The organism is Pyxidicoccus sp. M6 (assembly GCF_055568925.1).
In genome coordinates this window covers 6,349,884-6,365,240 of record NZ_CM145714.1, presented here as the reverse complement: position 1 = coordinate 6,365,240, position 15,357 = coordinate 6,349,884, and the positions used below count along the sequence as shown (strand labels likewise).

The window sequence follows — 15,357 nt, the reverse complement described above, 5'->3', positions numbered from 1 at the left end:
TGTCCTACTCCGCGCCGCCCGCGCCCTGCGCGACCTTGCGCTTGGGACGCGCCTCGAGCACGCCCTTCACCTTCAAGTCGTCGAAGGAGCACTCCAGGTTGCGGCACCCGAGCGCCACCTTGCCCACGCGGTCCTCCAGCCCGGGCAGGAGCTTGCGCGCGAAGCGCTCGTTGTTCAGGTACGCCTCGACGAGGATGCCGCCCTTCATGCGCTGCATCTGCAGGCGCACCAGGTAGGGGCCGTGCGCGGGCAGGGGCATCTCGTCCTCGACGAGGTTGTCCGTGTCCAGCGCGCTGTTGCCCACCACCTCCTGGCCGTCCTCCGTGAAGTAGCGCCACGCCAGCCGCATGCCCGCTTCCGGAATGGCGAAGGCGGACACCTGGAGGTCCTTGATGCGGAAGGCCAGCTCGCCGTAGTGCTGCGCGTCGGGCTCCTCGGGGTACTGCTTCCCGAGCGGCTTCACGTCCATGATGACTTCGGCCCGGAAGTCGTTGGTGGAGAAGTAGCGGTGCGCCACGTACGCGCGAGGCACCAGCCGCCGCCCGTCCGTCTCCTTCCCGCCCTGAATCGCCTTGAGCTCCCCGTCCTTCAGCGTCCACTGGCCGCTGTGGACGTTGATCTCCTCGTCGCCCGCCTCGAAGCCCACCTCGAAGCGCGACGACCCGCCGGGCTGCGCCGCGTCCACCAGGTTCACCGAGGCAAACACCTCGCCGTACGTGTTCGGCGGCCAGGGCTTCGCACCGGGCGCCACCTGCACGCCATTGGTGCCGATGACCACCCGGTCGTCCTTGCCGAGGTGCAGGCTCACCGGCCCCACGAACCAGCGCACCGCGAAGCCGAGCAGCGCGAGCCCGCCCACCACCGACAGGCCCGCGCGCACGCGCCGCCAGCCCGCCCGCATCTTCCGCGTCAGCCGGGTCTGGGCTCGCGCGTTCGCGGGCACAATCCGGGTGTCCCCCTGGCTCGGGGACAGGCCGGGCGCGGACGAGATGGAGATCATCGCCTCCAGCGCCGTGCACAGCTCGCCCGCCGTCGCGTAGCGGGCCTGCGGCTCCGTCTCCAGGAGCCGCTCCACCACCGTGTCCACGCGAGGGTCCAGCCCTGGCACCTTCGATGACGGCAGCTTGAAGCGCCCCAGGGGCAGCTCGCCGGTGAGCACCTCGTACAGCATGACGCCGAGCGAGAAGAGGTCCGCGCGCCCGTCCACGCTCTTCGCGTCGCGGCGCTGCTCCGGGGCCATGTAGTTCAGCGTGCCCATGGCCACCGCCGTCGCGGTGAGCTGCAGCCGCGAGTCCGGCCCCTGGATGCCCGCCAACCCGAAGTCCGCCACCTTCACGTGGCCCCGCGAGTCCAGGAGGATGTTCTCCGGCTTGAGGTCGCGGTGGATGATGCCCTTGTCGTGGGCGCACTCAATCGCGCGCGCCACCGAGAGCAGGAGCTTCAGCGCCTGCTGCGGAGCCAGGCCGGCCGCCATCGCCTCGCGCAGCGAGCGGCCCTCCACGTACTCCATGACGAAGTAGTAGTGCTCGCCCGCCACGCCCCGGTCGATGATTTGGACGATGTGCGGGTGGTTGAGGGCGGCCAGCGCCGTGGCCTCCTTCTCGAAGCGGGTGACGAACTCCGGGTCCTTCGCCAGCTGCGGCGGCAGCAGCTTCACCGCCACCGTGCGGGCCAGCGACTGCTGGCGCGCGAGCCACACCTCGCCCATGCCGCCCCGGCCGAGCATCTCCAGCAGCTCGAAGCCCGGCAGGTCCACCTTGCTGGCCGCGACGAAGGTGCCCAGGTCCTGCTCGCCCAGGTCCGAGCGCGCGGTGCCATGGCCCGTCCTCACCGCCGAGGAACGCACCACCGTCGCATCCACCGGCGCGTCCGAGCCCACCACGTCGGAGGGCAGCGCCACGCCGCTCGCCGCGTCCCGCGCTTCCTGGGCACTCGGAGCCGGTGCCCCGTTCTTGTGGGCGCCGCTCGAATCCGGCTTCGCGACGCCGAACTCCGGCACCGCCGAGGGAGGAATCACCGCCGAACGCGAGGGTTGGCCCGCCGGCGCGGACCGCTCCGCCTGGGGAATCACCACCGAAATGGGCGCGGCGACACCCGGGGCCTCCGCGCCCGGGACGACGGTGATGGCCTCCGTCACGGCCTTCAGGCCCTGCGCCTCCGCCGCTCCGTTGCCCACGCGGGACTTCCGGTCGAACACGCCGCTGCCTCCAGGCACCACCGTGTTGCGCAGGCCCCCCGCCGCGGCGGTGGAGTCACCGCGACGCACTTCAATCTTGATGCCGCAGCGGCAGGTGAACTTCTGCCCGCTGACGTACACCCGGATGTCGTGTTGCGTCCCGCAGTTGGGACAGGCCTGCGTCGTCATCATGCGCGGCGCGGGGAAGCGGCCGTGGTGTATTCCACGCCGTGGACGCGGTACGTCGGGACGGCCTTCTCCTTCCCCTTCACCTGCATCGCCGGCAGCCCCTCCACGTCGAAGCCGTGTCCCGCCTTGCGCACCGTGCTCTCCGAGGCCAGCACCTCGCCGCTCTTGGCCAGGCCGCACAGGCGCGACGCCGTGTTCACCGTATCGCCGATGGCCGTGAACTCGTGCCGCTCGGCGCTGCCCATGTAGCCGACAACCGCCTGGCCGGTATTCACACCGATGCCCACTTCAATCGGCTTCTTGCCCTCGGCCGTGCGCTGGCGGTTGATGGCCTCCACCGCGTCCTGCATCTCCAGCGCCGCGCGCAGCGCCCGCGCCGCGTCGTCCGGGTGCGACAGCGGCGGGCCCCACACGGCCATGACGCAGTCGCCGATGAACTTGTCCAGGTTCCCCTCGTAGCGGAACACCACGTCCGCCATCGCCGAGAAGAAGCCGTTGAGCATGTTCACCACTTCCTGCGGCGACTCGTTCTCCGAAATCGTCGTGAAGCCGCGGATGTCCGCGAAGAGGCAGCTCACCTCGGCCAGCCGGCTCTGAGCCAGGTCCTCGGCCTCGCCGGCAATCACCGCGTCCGCCACCGCCTTGGACAGGAAGCGGCTGAGCTCCGCGCGAGTCACCGCCTCGGCGCGGATCTGCTCGGCCAGCGCCGCGTTCTCCAGGGCGATTCCCGCCTGCGCGGCGATGCCGGAGAGGATGGTGAGGTCCTTCTCCGAGAAGGCGTTGATCTGCTGGCGGCTGTCCAGGAAGAGCACCGCCTGAATCTTGTCGTTCACCATCAGCGGCACCGCCATGGCGGAGCGGATGCCCTGGGCCACGATGCTCTCCGCGGCGGAGAAGCGCTCGTCGATGATGGCGTCCGCCGTCAGCACCGCCTTGCGCGTCTCCACCACGCGCTTGAGCACGGTGTCGGACAGCATGACGTTGACGGCCTTGTCCGTGCGGTGGTGCACCGCCGCGGGGATGAACTGGCCGTCATCCGCCACCTTCAGGATGACGCCGTGGTCCGCGGCCAGGAGCTGGAAGGCCACCTTGAGGATCTGCTCGAAGAGGCCCGTCTGGTTGCCCTGGAGACTCACCTGCCGGTGGAACTCGTGGGCGATGCGCAGCTTCTCGTAGTCGCGCTTCAGCGCGTCGATGTCCGTCACCAGCTCCACGGGACGGAAGTTCTGCGGCACCTGGTCCATCTGCGCCAGGAAGGCGGGCATGGACACGGACTGCGCCACCACCGTCACGCCGGGCGCGGTGGGCGCGGTGTGGTTCACCGCCGGCTCGCCGCTGTGGAAGATGAGCCGAGAGGAGCCGAGGGCAATCTCGTCCCCGTCCCGCAGCTTGAGCTCCTTCACGCGCCGGCCGTTGACGAACGTGCCGTTGGACGAGCCCAGGTCCTTGAGGACGAAATCCTTGCCCACGCGCTCGATGATGGCGTGCTCCTTGGAGACCTCCCGGTCCACCAGGCGGAGCGTGTTGGACGGATGCCGGCCGAGCGACGTCGTCGGTCCCAAGGGGAACTCACCCAGGCTGCCGTCCGCGAAGCGCCCGGTCAGCCGGGGGCCGCGGATCTGCTGCCCGGGTTTCTGAGCGAATGGGGCGGGGGCCTGGGTCACGCGCGAATCCTCACCGGCGCGGACAGTATCAGAGCCACCCGAATCCGGGGAACGCTCGACGCCGTCCCCCCTCCCCAGCCGACGTCCGGAAGACTGCACGCCCGGTCAGCATCCAGCCCGCTTCCACCCTCAGCGGCCATGGCCGGCCCGCTCCTGCTTCGGGGCCCCCGTCCGGATGGCCATCCCGAAGGCCGGGTAGAACGTAACGCCACCCAACTGCCGCTCCGTACCGAACAGGTTGGGCTTGCAGCTCACGTAACCGCCCGTCAGCTCGGCGAAGAAGTAGACGTACCGGTAGCCCAGGGCCAGCCCCACCGTGCTGCCGAAGAAGTGACTGTTCACCGTGGCCGGAAGCGTCGCGTCGAAGCCGCTCACCGGCTTGCCCTCCTTCGAATAGTCCACCAGCCGCGCGTCCAGCCGGGTGCGGCTGTAGACGTACTTGGGCGCACCGTAGAGCTTGAAGATGTCCCCGAAGTCCGCGCTGACGTACAGGGGCACCTCCACGTCGTAGCGGCTGAAGTCGCCCATCTGCACCACCTCCAGCACGTCCAACACCGGGCTGGAGAAGAAGTGTCGCGCCGCGCCCAGGCCCAGGGCCATGTCGTAGCTGCGCCCCCCTTCCCCACCGTGGGCGAGCCGCACCTTGCCGTCCACCCGCAGGGAGATGCCGCTGTAGCGCACCCCCACGTCCACCCCCTCCACCACCCCCACCCGCACCATGAGCTCCGGGTTGACGCCCGGCGGGGCCACCATCAGGGACACCCCCGCGGTGAGGAGCTTCTGCTGGGCCTCCTCGGTGAGCTCGTACGGGCGGTCCTCGTCCACCGCGTCCCGGGCCTCCTTGCCCTGGTCGATGCCGAGGTCCACCACCCGGATGAGGTTGCCCACGGGGATGAAGACGCCCATCCCCCCGGAGACCTGGACCTGCCCGGGCTCCAGCGTACGGGCCGTCTGCATCGTGGACAGCGTGGTGGCACAGCCGGGGGCCAGGGCCAGCGCCAGGGCGGAAAGCAGGGCGGGAAGAAGCCGCATGGGCCCCGACGTTAACCCTTCCTGGCGCTCGCGCTTCAATCCGCGGGCCCACGCTGCTAAGGGGGGCCCGTGAGAATCAAACAGAAGCCCGAAGACTTCTCCGTCAAGGAGTCCTACCGTTTCGACGAGGTCGCCACGGGACGTCACCGTGTCTACCTCATGGACAAGCAGAAGCTGTCCACCTTCGACGCGGTGGCCCGGCTGCGGGACGCCTTCGGCCTCAAGCCCGGCGCCATCAGCTACTGCGGCCTCAAGGACAAGCAGGGCCGCACCGAGCAGATCATCGCCGTGGACGGCGCCGACGTGGACATGCAGGAGCCCGACCTGCGCCTGAAGTACCTGGGCCGCACGGACAAGCCCCTGTCCGCCGCCAACATCACCTCCAACCGCTTCTCCGTCACCGTGCGCGCGATGAGCCCCCAGTCGCTGGGGCCCCTCAACGTCGCCACCGCCGAGGTCAACCGCCTGGGCGTGGTGAACTACTTCGACAGCCAGCGCTTCGGCTCCCTGAAGCACGGCCAGGGCTTCATCGCCAAGGACCTCATCCGCGGCGACTTCGAGGCGGCCCTGCACAACTACCTCGCCGCGCCCTCGGAGCTGGACCGCACCGAGGACGCCAAGGTGAAGGCCTTCTGGCGCGACAACTGGGGCCGCTGGGACGCGCGCGTCCCCTACGAGGGCACGCGCAAGTACCACCGCATCCTCAAGTCCCTGCGCGAGGAGCCGAAGGACTTCGTGCGCGCCTTCATGCAGATCGACTCGGACTACCGGGCGATGCTGCTCTTCACGTACCAGAGCTACCTCTGGAACGAGGGCGTGCGGCGCTACCTCCAGCTACTGCTGCCGCGCGAGCACCTCTTCCCCCTGCGCTACCAGGCCGGCACGCTGCTGTTCCACCGCGACGCCAGCCCGGAGGTGCTGCGCACCCTGCGCGACGCCACCTTCCCGCTGCTCGCGCCGGACACCACCTTCACGGACCCGAAGGTGGAAGAGGCCGTGAAGTGGGTGCTGGGCCGGGAGAAGCTCCAGCTCTCCGACCTGCGCATCGAGGAGGAGCCGCGCCGGCTCTACTTCAAGCACGAGGAGCGGCCGCTGCTCGTCTTCCCGCACAAGCTCGTCATCGGCCGCACGCAGAACGACGAGCTCAACCGGGACGCCGTGAAGGTCAACGTCGCCTTCACCCTGCCCCCTGGCGCGTACGCCACGCTCGTCATCAAGCGCCTCTTCCACTTCGAGTACGCCGAGGACACCCCCGAGGTCATCCGCGCCACCCAGCGCCCCCGCTTCGTGGAGATGGAGCGGGCCGGCGGCGAGGACGGCCCCCGCCGCGGCGCGCCCGCCGGCCGCGAGGAGCGTGGTGCCCGGGCTCCGTCGGACTCCCGCCGCCGGGCCACCGAGGGGCGCGAGCCACGCGCCACCGAGGGGCCCTCCCGCCACCGCACCCTGGCCACCCAGAAGCAGGCGGCCGAGCGTCCGGAGGCCCCCGCCGTGCCCCTCGGATTCCGCGAACGGCAGCGCCAGAAGAAGGCGGCGCGCGAGGTGGCGCGATCTGAAACGGCGGCCAAGCGAGCGGCCAAGGCCTCGAAATCACGGAAGAAATAGAGATGTCACAGCCGCACGCAATGGCTGGGCGGGGGCGCCGTAGTCCTAGGCGTGAACGCTCTTGCCCTCGACGACGTGCCCGGGTCGCTCGCCCATGCCATCGGGATGCTGATGGCTGAGGAGGCTCCCCCGCTCCCCTGGAAGGCGGACGTCGCGGCCGCTCGCCGTGGTGATCCGTCCGCCTTCGAGTCCCTCGTGCGCAGCGTGCAGCGCCCGGTGTACGGCCTGGCGCTCCGGCTGCTCCAGCGCGAGGCCGAGGCCGCGGAGGTGGCCCAGGAGGCGCTGTTGCGCGCCTACCAGAACCTCCACCGCTACGACGACACGCGCCCGTTCGACCTCTGGGTGCTGGCGATTACCCGCAACCTCTGCCTGGACCTGCTCCGCCGCCGCACCAAGGTGAAGACGGAGGAGCTGGAGCCCATGAAGGAGGTCCTCCCCAGCGGCGACGCGTCGCAAGAGGACCGCGCCATCGCCACCGAGGAGCGGCAGTCGCTCGAGGAGGCCATGGCCACCCTCTCCGCCGAGGACCGTGAAGTCCTGGCGCTCTACTACGTCCAGAAGCGCACGACGAAGGAGATTGCCCAGGTCATGGGCTGTGCTCCGGGAACCATCATGGCGCGGCTGTTCCGCGCCCGTGAGAAGCTGCGCAAGAAGATGACCCCCGCCGCGCCCGAGGAGGCCGCCCGATGACTCCGCACCCGTGCCCGGACCTGGAAGTCCTCTTCGCGGAGCTGGAGGAAGGTGAAGGTCCCGCCCTGGACCATGCCGCCGAGTGCGAGGCGTGCAGCGCCGTCCTCGAAGAGCACCGGCTGATGGAGAATGATTTGTACCGGCTGGCGGACCCGCTTCCGCCGCCCACGCTGGTGGCGAGCGTCATGGCCCGCGTGGCCGCGGAGCCGATTCCGCAGCGGCGCGAGGTCTGGTCCGGCCTGGCCATCCTCCTCACATCCCTTATTGGAGGTCTTGGCTACCTCCTCATGAATGACCAGGCGCTGGGCCGCCTGGGCACCGGCGTCGCCTCCTTCATCGTGGAAGGAAGGCTGTTCGCCGAGGGCGTCCTCAGTGGCGCCCACGCGTTGTGGTCCACCGCGGGGCTCGCGGTGGCCACCACCCTCGCCCTCCTCCTCCTGATGTCCCTGCTGGGCCTGAAGCGGCTGGCGGGCAACGTTCCCACCCCCTCCGAAGCCTGAGCGAACCATGAAGATCTCCCCCCGAATCCTTCTCCCCGCTCTGCTGCTCGGCGCGCCCCTCGCGCTCGGAGCGGAAGGTGCCAACGCCCCGCAGGCCGCGGCCAGCGCGCAGGCGGAGCGCACCATCGACGTCAGCTTCCGCGGCAGCCTGCGCGACGCGCTGAAGACCATCGCCGACAAGGGCGGCCTCAACCTCGTCGTCACGGGCGATTTGGACACGCCCGCCGAGGTGCACCTGCGCGGCGTCACCGCCACCCAGGCGCTGCGCACCGTGTCCCGCGCCTACTCGCTGCGCATGGAGCAGGACGGCTCCATCTTCACGCTGCGCCCCATGACGGCGAAGGAGAAGGAGGCGGCCGCCTCGGGTGAGAGCGCGGACGCCGCGCATCCTGCCTCGCCGCCCGCGAAGGAGGAGGCGACGTCTTCGCTGCCTTCCATGCCTCCGATGCCGGCCATGCCGCCCATGCCTCCGATGCCGCCCATGCCCGGCGAGGACGCCGAGGACGCCGAGGACGCGGCGGAGGAGGCGCGCGCCCAGGCGGAGGAGATGCATGCGAATGCCGAGCAACTGCGGGAGCAGGTGCACGAGCAGATGCAGAAGACGAACGAGCAGCTTCGCCGCAACCGCCGCGGCGGCCGCGACGTGGTGGCGCGCGGCCAGTCCCTCGAGGTGAAGAAGGGCCAGAACGTGGAGAGCGCCGTCGTGTACGGCGGCAACCTGGTGGTGAATGGCCACGTCGAGGACGACGCCGTCGCCTTCGGCGGCAACCTGGAGATTCACGGCCACGTGGAGGGAGACGCGCACGCCTTCGGCGGCAACGTCATCCTCGGGCCGGACGCGCAGGTGGAAGGTGACGTGTCCTCCTTCGGTGGCACGGTGGAGCGCGCGGACGGTGCCCAGGTGGACGGCAGCGTGGAGACGTTCGGCGGCGCCGGAATCGGCCGCATGGTGGCCGGTGAGCTCAAGCGCGGCATGCAGGAGGCGCGCAACGAGGGCCACGACCACCACGACCACGACGAGGACGATGGCGACCGCGACGACGGCGGCGGGCTGGCCGGCTTCATCCTCACCTTCGCGGTGCTCTTCGGCCTGGGCTTCCTGGGGCAGATGTTCTTCCCGGCGCGCATGAAGCAGCTCGGCGACGAGGTCCGCCGCCAGCCCGTGCAGGCGGGGCTCACCGGCTTCCTCGGCATGCTGGCGATGATTCCCCTGACGGTGGTGCTGTGCATCACCATCATCGGCATCCCCGCGGCGCTGGTGCTGTGGATGGCGGCGCCCCTCGCGGTGGCGCTGGGCTACGCGGCGGTGGCGAGCGAGGTGGGCACGCACCTGCCGCTGTTGCGCGGACGCAAGACGCAGGCGGTGGTGCTCGCGCTGGGCCTGCTGGTGCTGATGGTGATTGGCGCCATCCCCGTGCTGGGCGCCATCGTCTCCTTCCTCATCTGCCTGATGGCGCTGGGCGCGGTCATCCGCACCCGCTTCGGCAACCGCTCGCGCGGCATGCCCGAGCCCGTCATCCACTCCACCGAGCAGCCCGTGTAACGGGCCCGTGCCGGGCCGCCAGCCCGGACCTCCACTCCCGTGCCGTGCCTCCAGCCCGGCACTCCGCTCCTTCCGGGGACTGTCCGCGAGGCCCGTACGGCCCGTGGCGGTCCCCGAGGTGTTTTGGGGGCAAGGCTCCGCGAGCCCTTAGAGAAGCTCGCACGCTCCATCAACTGCACTGTCGCCTGACGCGCATGGCCATGGTGCGTCATGCCCCGAGAGGCTTTGATTCCCCCGGCCCGGTGCGCCATTTTGGGCGCCCCATGCGACGCCTCAAAGATGCACCTCCGCGCGGCAGGGCCATCACCGTGGACCTCGATGGCGAGAGCATCCCCGCCATCGAAGGTGAGCCGGTGGCGTGCTCCCTGGCCGCCGCGGACGAGCCCGTCCTCGCCCGTTCCGTGAAGTACCACCGGCCGCGCAGCCCGTACTGCTTCGCCGCCGCCTGCTCCCACTGCCTGATGCGGGTGGACGGCATGCCCAACGTCTACACGTGCCGCACGCCCGCGCGCGACGGCATGCGGCTGGAGCGGCAGAACGCATACCCCTCCGCGAAGGTGGACGTCTTCGAGACCATCGACTGGTTCTTCCCCAAGGGGCTGGACCACCACGAGATGTTCGCGGGCGTGCCGGTGGTCGAGCAGGTGATGGCCAAGGTGGCGCGGCAGCTCGCGGGGCTCGGCCTGCTGCCGAAAGAGGAGGCGCCTGTCGCCCCTCCTGCCCGCACGCTGCGCACGCGCGTGGCGGTGGTGGGCGGCGGCGCGGCGGGCCTCGCGGCGGCCCGCGTGCTGGCGAGCCGGGGCGTGCCCTTCCACCTCTTCGAGCGCAACGAGTACCTGGGCGGACGCCTGGCGTACGGCGCGCCGGAGAAGGACGCGCCCGGGGTGCCGGAGCTCACGGCCTTCCCCAAGGGGAGCATCTTCACCCGCGCCTCGGTGCTGGGCCTGTATGACGACGAGCAGGGGCGCTACCTCGCGGTGGGCGCGCTGGAGCCGGAAGGCCCCCGCCTGCTGAAGGTCTACGCGGAGCGCTTCCTGCTCACGCCGGGCGGCCACCCGCCGATGCTGCCCTTCGAGAACAACGATTTGCCCGGCGTGTACGCGGGCCGCGCGGCCAGCCTGCTCTTGCGCCGCTACGACGTGGCGCCGGAGATGGCGGCGCTGGTCGGCTGGGGCCCGGAGCTGCACGCGCTCGCGAAGCTGATGGAGGAGCGCGGCGTGAAGGTGACGGCGGTGGTGGACCTGAAGGGCGCGCCGCCGAAGGACGCGCACCCGCTGGCGGTGCAGGGCTCGGAGCCCAAGGCCCACGGCCTGCGGCGCGTGAACGCCTTCAGCTACACGCAGGCGGGCGGCGGCAGGAAGAAGGTGTCCTGTGACGCCGTGCTGGTGTCCATCCCCGTCAGCCCCAGCTTCGAGCTGGCGCGGCAGGGCGGCGCACAGGTGACGTTCGACGCGGGCCGCGGCCTCTTCGTGGTGGAGGCGGACGCGGACGGGCGCACGCAGGCAACGGATGTGTTCTCCGCGGGAGACATCACCGGCGGAGGCACGGCGAAGGAAGCGGACGCCGCCGGACGCCGCGCGGCCGAGGCGCTGGTGGGAGGGCTGTCATGAGCAAGGCGATGGTGTGCTCGTGCGAGGACGTCACGGTCGACGACGTCAAGCACGCGGTGTCTCGCGGCTTCTGCGACGTGGAGTCGGTGAAGCGCTACACGGGCTTCGGCACCGGCATCTGTCAGGGCAAGAGCTGTCTGGCGGCGGTGGCCTCGCTGTTGGAGCAGGAGAAGGCCCTCAAGCCCCAGGCCGTGGTGCCCTTCACTCCGCGCCCGCCGCTCTACCCCACCGAGCTGCGGCTGCTCGCGTCTGCTCCGGTGGACATGGACCAGCCGCCGGTGGGCGGCGTGCCGCAGGAGGTGGACGCCTTCCCCGCCGCGCTCAAGCCGGAGGGGCCGCTGCCGCAGAAGGCCAAGGTGGTCATCATCGGCGGCGGCATCATGGGGCTCGCGCTGGCGTACAACCTGGCGCGCCTGGGTGAGACGGACGTGGTGGTGCTGGAGCGTGGCTACCTCTGCGCGGGCGCGTCCGGCCGCAACGGCGGCGGCGTGCGCATGCAGTGGGGCACCCCGGCGCTCGTCGAGCTGGCCAAGCGCTCCATCGACTTGATGAAGGGCTTCGCGCGCGAGCTGGGCATCAACGTGTGGCTGCGCCAGGGCGGCTACATCTTCCTCGCGAAGACGAAGCCGGTGGCGGAGCGGCTGGACCGCAACGTGGCGCTGCACAACAAGTTCGGCGTGCCCACGCGCATCATCAGCCCGGACGAGGCGCGCGACATCGTCCCCGGCCTCACCATGAAGGACTGCCTGACGGCGTCCTACAACCCGGAGGACGGCGTCATCTTCCCCTGGCCCTTCCTCTGGGGCTACGCGCAGGGCTGCAAGAAGAAGGGCGTCCGCGTGGAGACGTACACGGACGTCACCGGCTTCGAGACGAGCGACGGCCAGGTGCGCAAGGTGAAGACGACGCGCGGCGACATCGCCTGCGACACCGTGGTGGTGGCCACCGGCGCGTGGAGCCCCGAAGTCGCGAAGCTCGCGGGCGTGCAGCTCCCCAACGAGCCGCACCGCCACGAAATCCTCAGCACCGAGCCCCTCAAGCCCTTCCTCGGGCCGCTGGTGTCGGTGCTCGACACGGGCCTCTACTTCAGCCAGTCCATGCGCGGCGAAATCGTCGGCGGCATGGGTGACCCGAAGGAGCCCGCGGGCCTCAACATGGGCAGCACGCTGCGCTTCGTCGCGCGCTTCGCCCAGGCCCTCATGGAGCAGCTCCCCCAGGTGGGCCACGTGAAGGTGCTGCGCCAGTGGGCCGGCTGCTACGACGTGACGCCGGACAACAACCCGGTGCTGGGCCGCACGCCCGGCCTGGACAACATGCTCCAGATGTCCGGCTTCGTGGGCCACGGCTTCATGATGGCCCCCGCCGTCGCCGAGCGGATGGCGAAGTGGATGGCCACCGGCGAGTCCGATGAGCTCTTCACCCGCTTCAACCTCCGCCGCTTCTCCGAGGGCACCCTCGAGCGCGAGGACATGATCATCGGCTGAAGGGCCCCTGCCCCCGCCGTGACGCACCAGGGCCGCGCACCCTCCATGGGTCGCGGCCCTGTACTTTTCCGGGCACTGTCCGGACCTGCGACAGCACGCGGAGCGTCACTGCCCAGGAAAACGACAGTTCCAGCAAAACAGGTAAGTCAAGACGCCCGCTGGGAATGCACCGGGCCGGCGTGAAGCGACTTTACAAACGCAATTGAGTTACGCGAGCGGCCATGCTCCACAATGGCCCGGCCGCGAGGAGGTCCTCCCTCGGAGGGATGCGGTGGCACGGAGCGTGCCTGGGGCCACGCCGCGCAATTCCGCGCGAGGAGGTGGTCCGATGTTCGCGAAGAGCGTTCGTGCGCTGTTCCTGGTGGGTGCCCTGTCTGCTTGCGGTACCGAGCTTCCGCCGGATGCCCCGGATGTGGAGGCCAACGAGCCGCTGGCGTCCCAGGAGTCCAACGTCATCGTGGGCTCGGTGAACTGGGTGAGCGCCACGACACTGACGGGCACGCAGCGCACGCGCTCCAAGGCGGTGGGCTACCTGTCCATCCCCGCGGTGGGCTCGCGCTGCACGGCGTGGCTGGTGTCGCGCGACGTCATCATCACCAACAACCACTGCATCGGCAGCGCCGCCAATGCGGTGGGCGCGCGCGCGTCCTTCAACTACGAGGACGGCGTCGCCTCCACGGGCCGCATCTGGTACGACTGCGCCACCTTCATCAAGACGTGGTCCACCGACGACATGACGGCGGTGCGCTGCTCGGCCGTCAACGGCCAGCTCCCCGGTGACGTGTACGGCTGGCTCACCGTCTCCAGCACCAACGCGGCCACCAACGCCAGCGTCTACGTCGTCCACCAGAACTGCGACTACTACACGACGAGCGGCTGCTCGCCGACGAAGAAGTCCTCGCCGGGCGTGGTGAAGAACGGCAACTACAGCACCACGGACATCTCCTACGACGCGGACACGCTGGGCGGCTCCTCGGGCTCGCCCGTGCTGTCCACCTCCTCGAACGAGGTGGTGGCCCTGCACCACATCGGCCTGGGCGGCAACTCGTCCGGCCGCGGCACCGCCAACACCGGCGTGAAGGCCACCCGCGTCAAGGCGCGCCTGGCTGAGATCGGCCTGTAATCCGCCGGGAGCGAGCCCGCTCGGGTACGCCTCGCGCGAGGCCGGATTCTCGGCCCCGGCAGCGCAGCCCCGAGCGGGAGTTGCTCCATGCGGCGTTGCGCGTCACACGGGTGACGGCTCGCCGGCCAGCAACACCGGCCGCTCCTCGGGCCCCACCGGGGGAGCCTGTGGCGACAGCAGCGACTCGCGCCGCAGGCCCCGCAGCACCAACCGTCCCAGGCCGCGCTTCACCGAGCGCGGCAGCAGCGGCAGCAGGCGCATCACCCACCGGTGGCCGAAGCCCGGGTACACCAGCGGCTCGCCCCGCTCGAATCCGGCCAGCGCCTCGCGCGCGCACCGCGACAGGGAGATGCGGAAGAAGGGCGCGAGCTCGTCCGTGACTGCCTCCTCGCCCGCATCCCACAGCGGCCCGGGGGCCACGCGGGTGATGGTGATGCCCTGCCCCACCACCTCCAGGCGCAGGGACTCCGTGAAGCCGTCGAGGAAGCGCTGCGTGGCGGCGAACGTCGCGGAGCCGGGCAGGATGAACCGCGCGGCCCCCGAGCCGATGTTGAGGACGCCTCCGCGCCCCCGCGCCAACATGGGCCCGAGCAGCCGATGTGTCAGCATCGCGGGCACCCAGACATTGGCCTTCAGCATCTCCTCCACGCGCCCCCAGGCCTCCTCGGCGAAGAGGCCGCGCTCACCCAGGGCGGCGTTGTTCACCAGCACGTCCACGCGGATGAAGTGCGCCTCCAGCGAGGCGAGCAATGTGTCCACCTCGCTCGGCTTCGCGACATCACAGCGGTGAAGCACCACACCGAGCGTGGGGTTGTGTGCGAGCAACTCGTCCCGCAGCGGCTCCAGACGGTCGGCACGCTTGTCCACGAGCACCAGGGTACGCACCCGCCGGGAGAGCAGCCGGGAGAGCTCCCGGCCGATTCCTTCCGTCGCGCCGATGATGAGGACGGTACCTTGATCGATGGGAGGAGGAGGCATGGGGAAGTCCTCGGCTTCGTTAAGTTGCCCATGCTGCGCATGCTCTGCGCCGCATGCCTCCCCTCGCGCAACGCTTGCACGCCCGTGGGCCGGACAGGCACGCTGGCGGCGGCACGCTTCTTTCAATGAGCGTGAGTCGACCTCATGGAAGCCCGCGGGGAGGTGCCCCGCAACGAAGCCCGCGGGGAAGCACCCCGCAAGGAGAAGACCCGATGCCCGCTCCCTCTCGCATCCTCGTTCCCGTGGACCTGTCCGAAGGCTCTCGCGCCGTCATCGATTACGCCATCCAGCTCGCCCGTCCCTTCGGGGCCGCCGTGCACGTGATCCACGCCTGGGAGCCGCCGCAGTACGTGGCGCCTGACCTGCTCGTGGCCGCGCCGGGCTGGAACTCGCTCTCCCTGGAGCAGGTGGCGGTGGAGACGGCGACGAAGGATTTGACGGCCCTCATCAACGCGCTGGAGAAGCCGCCCGTCCCGCTCACGAACAAGGTCCTGGTGGGAGAGGCCGCGTCCACCATCCTCGACCTCGCCGAGCAGGGGAAGTACGACCTCATCGTCATGGGCACGCACGGCCGCCGCGGACTGCCGAAGCTGCTACTGGGCAGCGTGGCGCAGAAGGTCGTCTCCCGCGCGCATTGTCCGGTGCTGACGCTCCACGTCGCCCCGGAGAAGTAGCCCGCGCCCGCTGGCGCACGATGTCCGGCAGCAACGCTCCGGGGCAGCGCTGCTTGTAGGGCGCGTCGGTTCGGGGCCAGAGTGGGCGGAAG

General features: G+C 70.4%; 12 protein-coding genes. 8 read left to right on the top strand and 4 right to left on the bottom strand.

All coding sequences use genetic code 11. The features are described from left to right. Nucleotides 1-4: 4 nt before the first annotated feature. From ACVTJA_RS25370 to ACVTJA_RS25360, 3 genes are all read right to left on the bottom strand, one after another. Entirely contained in the window at nt 5-2,368 is a 2,364-nt protein-coding gene (locus ACVTJA_RS25370; protein WP_465839859.1) for a serine/threonine-protein kinase, read from the bottom strand. Next, entirely contained in the window at nt 2,365-4,029 is a 1,665-nt protein-coding gene (locus ACVTJA_RS25365) for an adenylate/guanylate cyclase domain-containing protein (RefSeq protein ID WP_465839857.1), read from the bottom strand. The genes ACVTJA_RS25370 and ACVTJA_RS25365 overlap by 4 nt, the downstream gene beginning before the upstream one ends. 129 nt (nt 4,030-4,158) lie before the next feature. Continuing rightward, nucleotides 4,159-5,061 (bottom strand): hypothetical protein, encoded by a 903-nt coding sequence (locus ACVTJA_RS25360; protein ID WP_465839856.1) that lies wholly within the window; start codon nt 5,059-5,061, stop codon nt 4,159-4,161. A 69-nt stretch (nt 5,062-5,130) separates the two neighbouring features. Between ACVTJA_RS25360 and truD the strand changes: the two genes are divergently transcribed. From truD to ACVTJA_RS25325, 7 genes are all read left to right on the top strand, one after another. Beyond that, nucleotides 5,131-6,663: a tRNA pseudouridine(13) synthase TruD gene (gene truD, locus ACVTJA_RS25355; protein ID WP_465839854.1), complete on the top strand. Its 1,533-nt coding sequence runs from the start codon at nt 5,131-5,133 to the stop codon at nt 6,661-6,663. Between the two features lie 111 nt (nt 6,664-6,774). Next, nucleotides 6,775-7,353 carry an RNA polymerase sigma factor gene (locus ACVTJA_RS25350; RefSeq protein ID WP_465840515.1) on the top strand — a complete coding sequence of 193 codons (579 nt, stop codon included), beginning with the start codon at nt 6,775-6,777 and terminating at the stop codon, nt 7,351-7,353. Further along, nucleotides 7,350-7,853 carry an anti-sigma factor gene (locus ACVTJA_RS25345; protein WP_465839853.1) on the top strand — a complete coding sequence of 168 codons (504 nt, stop codon included), beginning with the start codon at nt 7,350-7,352 and terminating at the stop codon, nt 7,851-7,853. Before ACVTJA_RS25350 ends, ACVTJA_RS25345 begins: the two co-directional genes overlap by 4 nt. A gap of 7 nt (nt 7,854-7,860) precedes the next feature. After that, on the top strand, nt 7,861-9,396 hold the full coding sequence (locus tag ACVTJA_RS25340; RefSeq protein WP_465839851.1) for a DUF8173 domain-containing protein: 1,536 nt from the start codon (nt 7,861-7,863) through the stop codon (nt 9,394-9,396). A gap of 263 nt (nt 9,397-9,659) precedes the next feature. Further along, the gene (locus ACVTJA_RS25335) at nt 9,660-11,006 is read left to right on the top strand and encodes a 2Fe-2S iron-sulfur cluster-binding protein (protein ID WP_465839849.1); all 1,347 of its coding nucleotides are present in this window, start codon (nt 9,660-9,662) and stop codon (nt 11,004-11,006) included. Beyond that, on the top strand, nt 11,003-12,490 hold the full coding sequence (locus ACVTJA_RS25330; protein WP_465839848.1) for an FAD-dependent oxidoreductase: 1,488 nt from the start codon (nt 11,003-11,005) through the stop codon (nt 12,488-12,490). Before ACVTJA_RS25335 ends, ACVTJA_RS25330 begins: the two co-directional genes overlap by 4 nt. 328 nt (nt 12,491-12,818) lie before the next feature. Further along, entirely contained in the window at nt 12,819-13,613 is a 795-nt protein-coding gene (locus ACVTJA_RS25325) for a trypsin-like serine peptidase (protein ID WP_465839847.1), read from the top strand. Between the two features lie 102 nt (nt 13,614-13,715). On the opposite strand, the gene ACVTJA_RS25320 is transcribed toward ACVTJA_RS25325, so the two are convergent. After that, nucleotides 13,716-14,591 carry an SDR family NAD(P)-dependent oxidoreductase gene (locus tag ACVTJA_RS25320; protein ID WP_465839845.1) on the bottom strand — a complete coding sequence of 292 codons (876 nt, stop codon included), beginning with the start codon at nt 14,589-14,591 and terminating at the stop codon, nt 13,716-13,718. A 212-nt stretch (nt 14,592-14,803) separates the two neighbouring features. Here ACVTJA_RS25320 and ACVTJA_RS25315 point away from each other — a divergent pair, with 212 nt between their 5' ends. Next, nucleotides 14,804-15,265, top strand: a complete 462-nt coding sequence (locus ACVTJA_RS25315) for a universal stress protein (protein WP_465839844.1) — start codon at nt 14,804-14,806, stop codon at nt 15,263-15,265. Nucleotides 15,266-15,357: the final 92 nt, after the last annotated feature.

Coding starts and splice junctions, on each gene's coding strand:
- ACVTJA_RS25370 (WP_465839859.1), bottom strand. CDS start 2,368: ATGATGACGACGCAGGCCTGTCCCAACTGCGGGACGCAACACGACATC.
- ACVTJA_RS25360 (WP_465839856.1), bottom strand. CDS start 5,061: ATGCGGCTTCTTCCCGCCCTGCTTTCCGCCCTGGCGCTGGCCCTGGCC.
- ACVTJA_RS25350 (WP_465840515.1), top strand. CDS start 6,775: ATGGCTGAGGAGGCTCCCCCGCTCCCCTGGAAGGCGGACGTCGCGGCC.
- ACVTJA_RS25345 (WP_465839853.1), top strand. CDS start 7,350: ATGACTCCGCACCCGTGCCCGGACCTGGAAGTCCTCTTCGCGGAGCTG.
- ACVTJA_RS25340 (WP_465839851.1), top strand. CDS start 7,861: ATGAAGATCTCCCCCCGAATCCTTCTCCCCGCTCTGCTGCTCGGCGCG.
- ACVTJA_RS25335 (WP_465839849.1), top strand. CDS start 9,660: ATGCGACGCCTCAAAGATGCACCTCCGCGCGGCAGGGCCATCACCGTG.
- ACVTJA_RS25330 (WP_465839848.1), top strand. CDS start 11,003: ATGAGCAAGGCGATGGTGTGCTCGTGCGAGGACGTCACGGTCGACGAC.
- ACVTJA_RS25325 (WP_465839847.1), top strand. CDS start 12,819: ATGTTCGCGAAGAGCGTTCGTGCGCTGTTCCTGGTGGGTGCCCTGTCT.
- ACVTJA_RS25320 (WP_465839845.1), bottom strand. CDS start 14,591: ATGCCTCCTCCTCCCATCGATCAAGGTACCGTCCTCATCATCGGCGCG.
- ACVTJA_RS25315 (WP_465839844.1), top strand. CDS start 14,804: ATGCCCGCTCCCTCTCGCATCCTCGTTCCCGTGGACCTGTCCGAAGGC.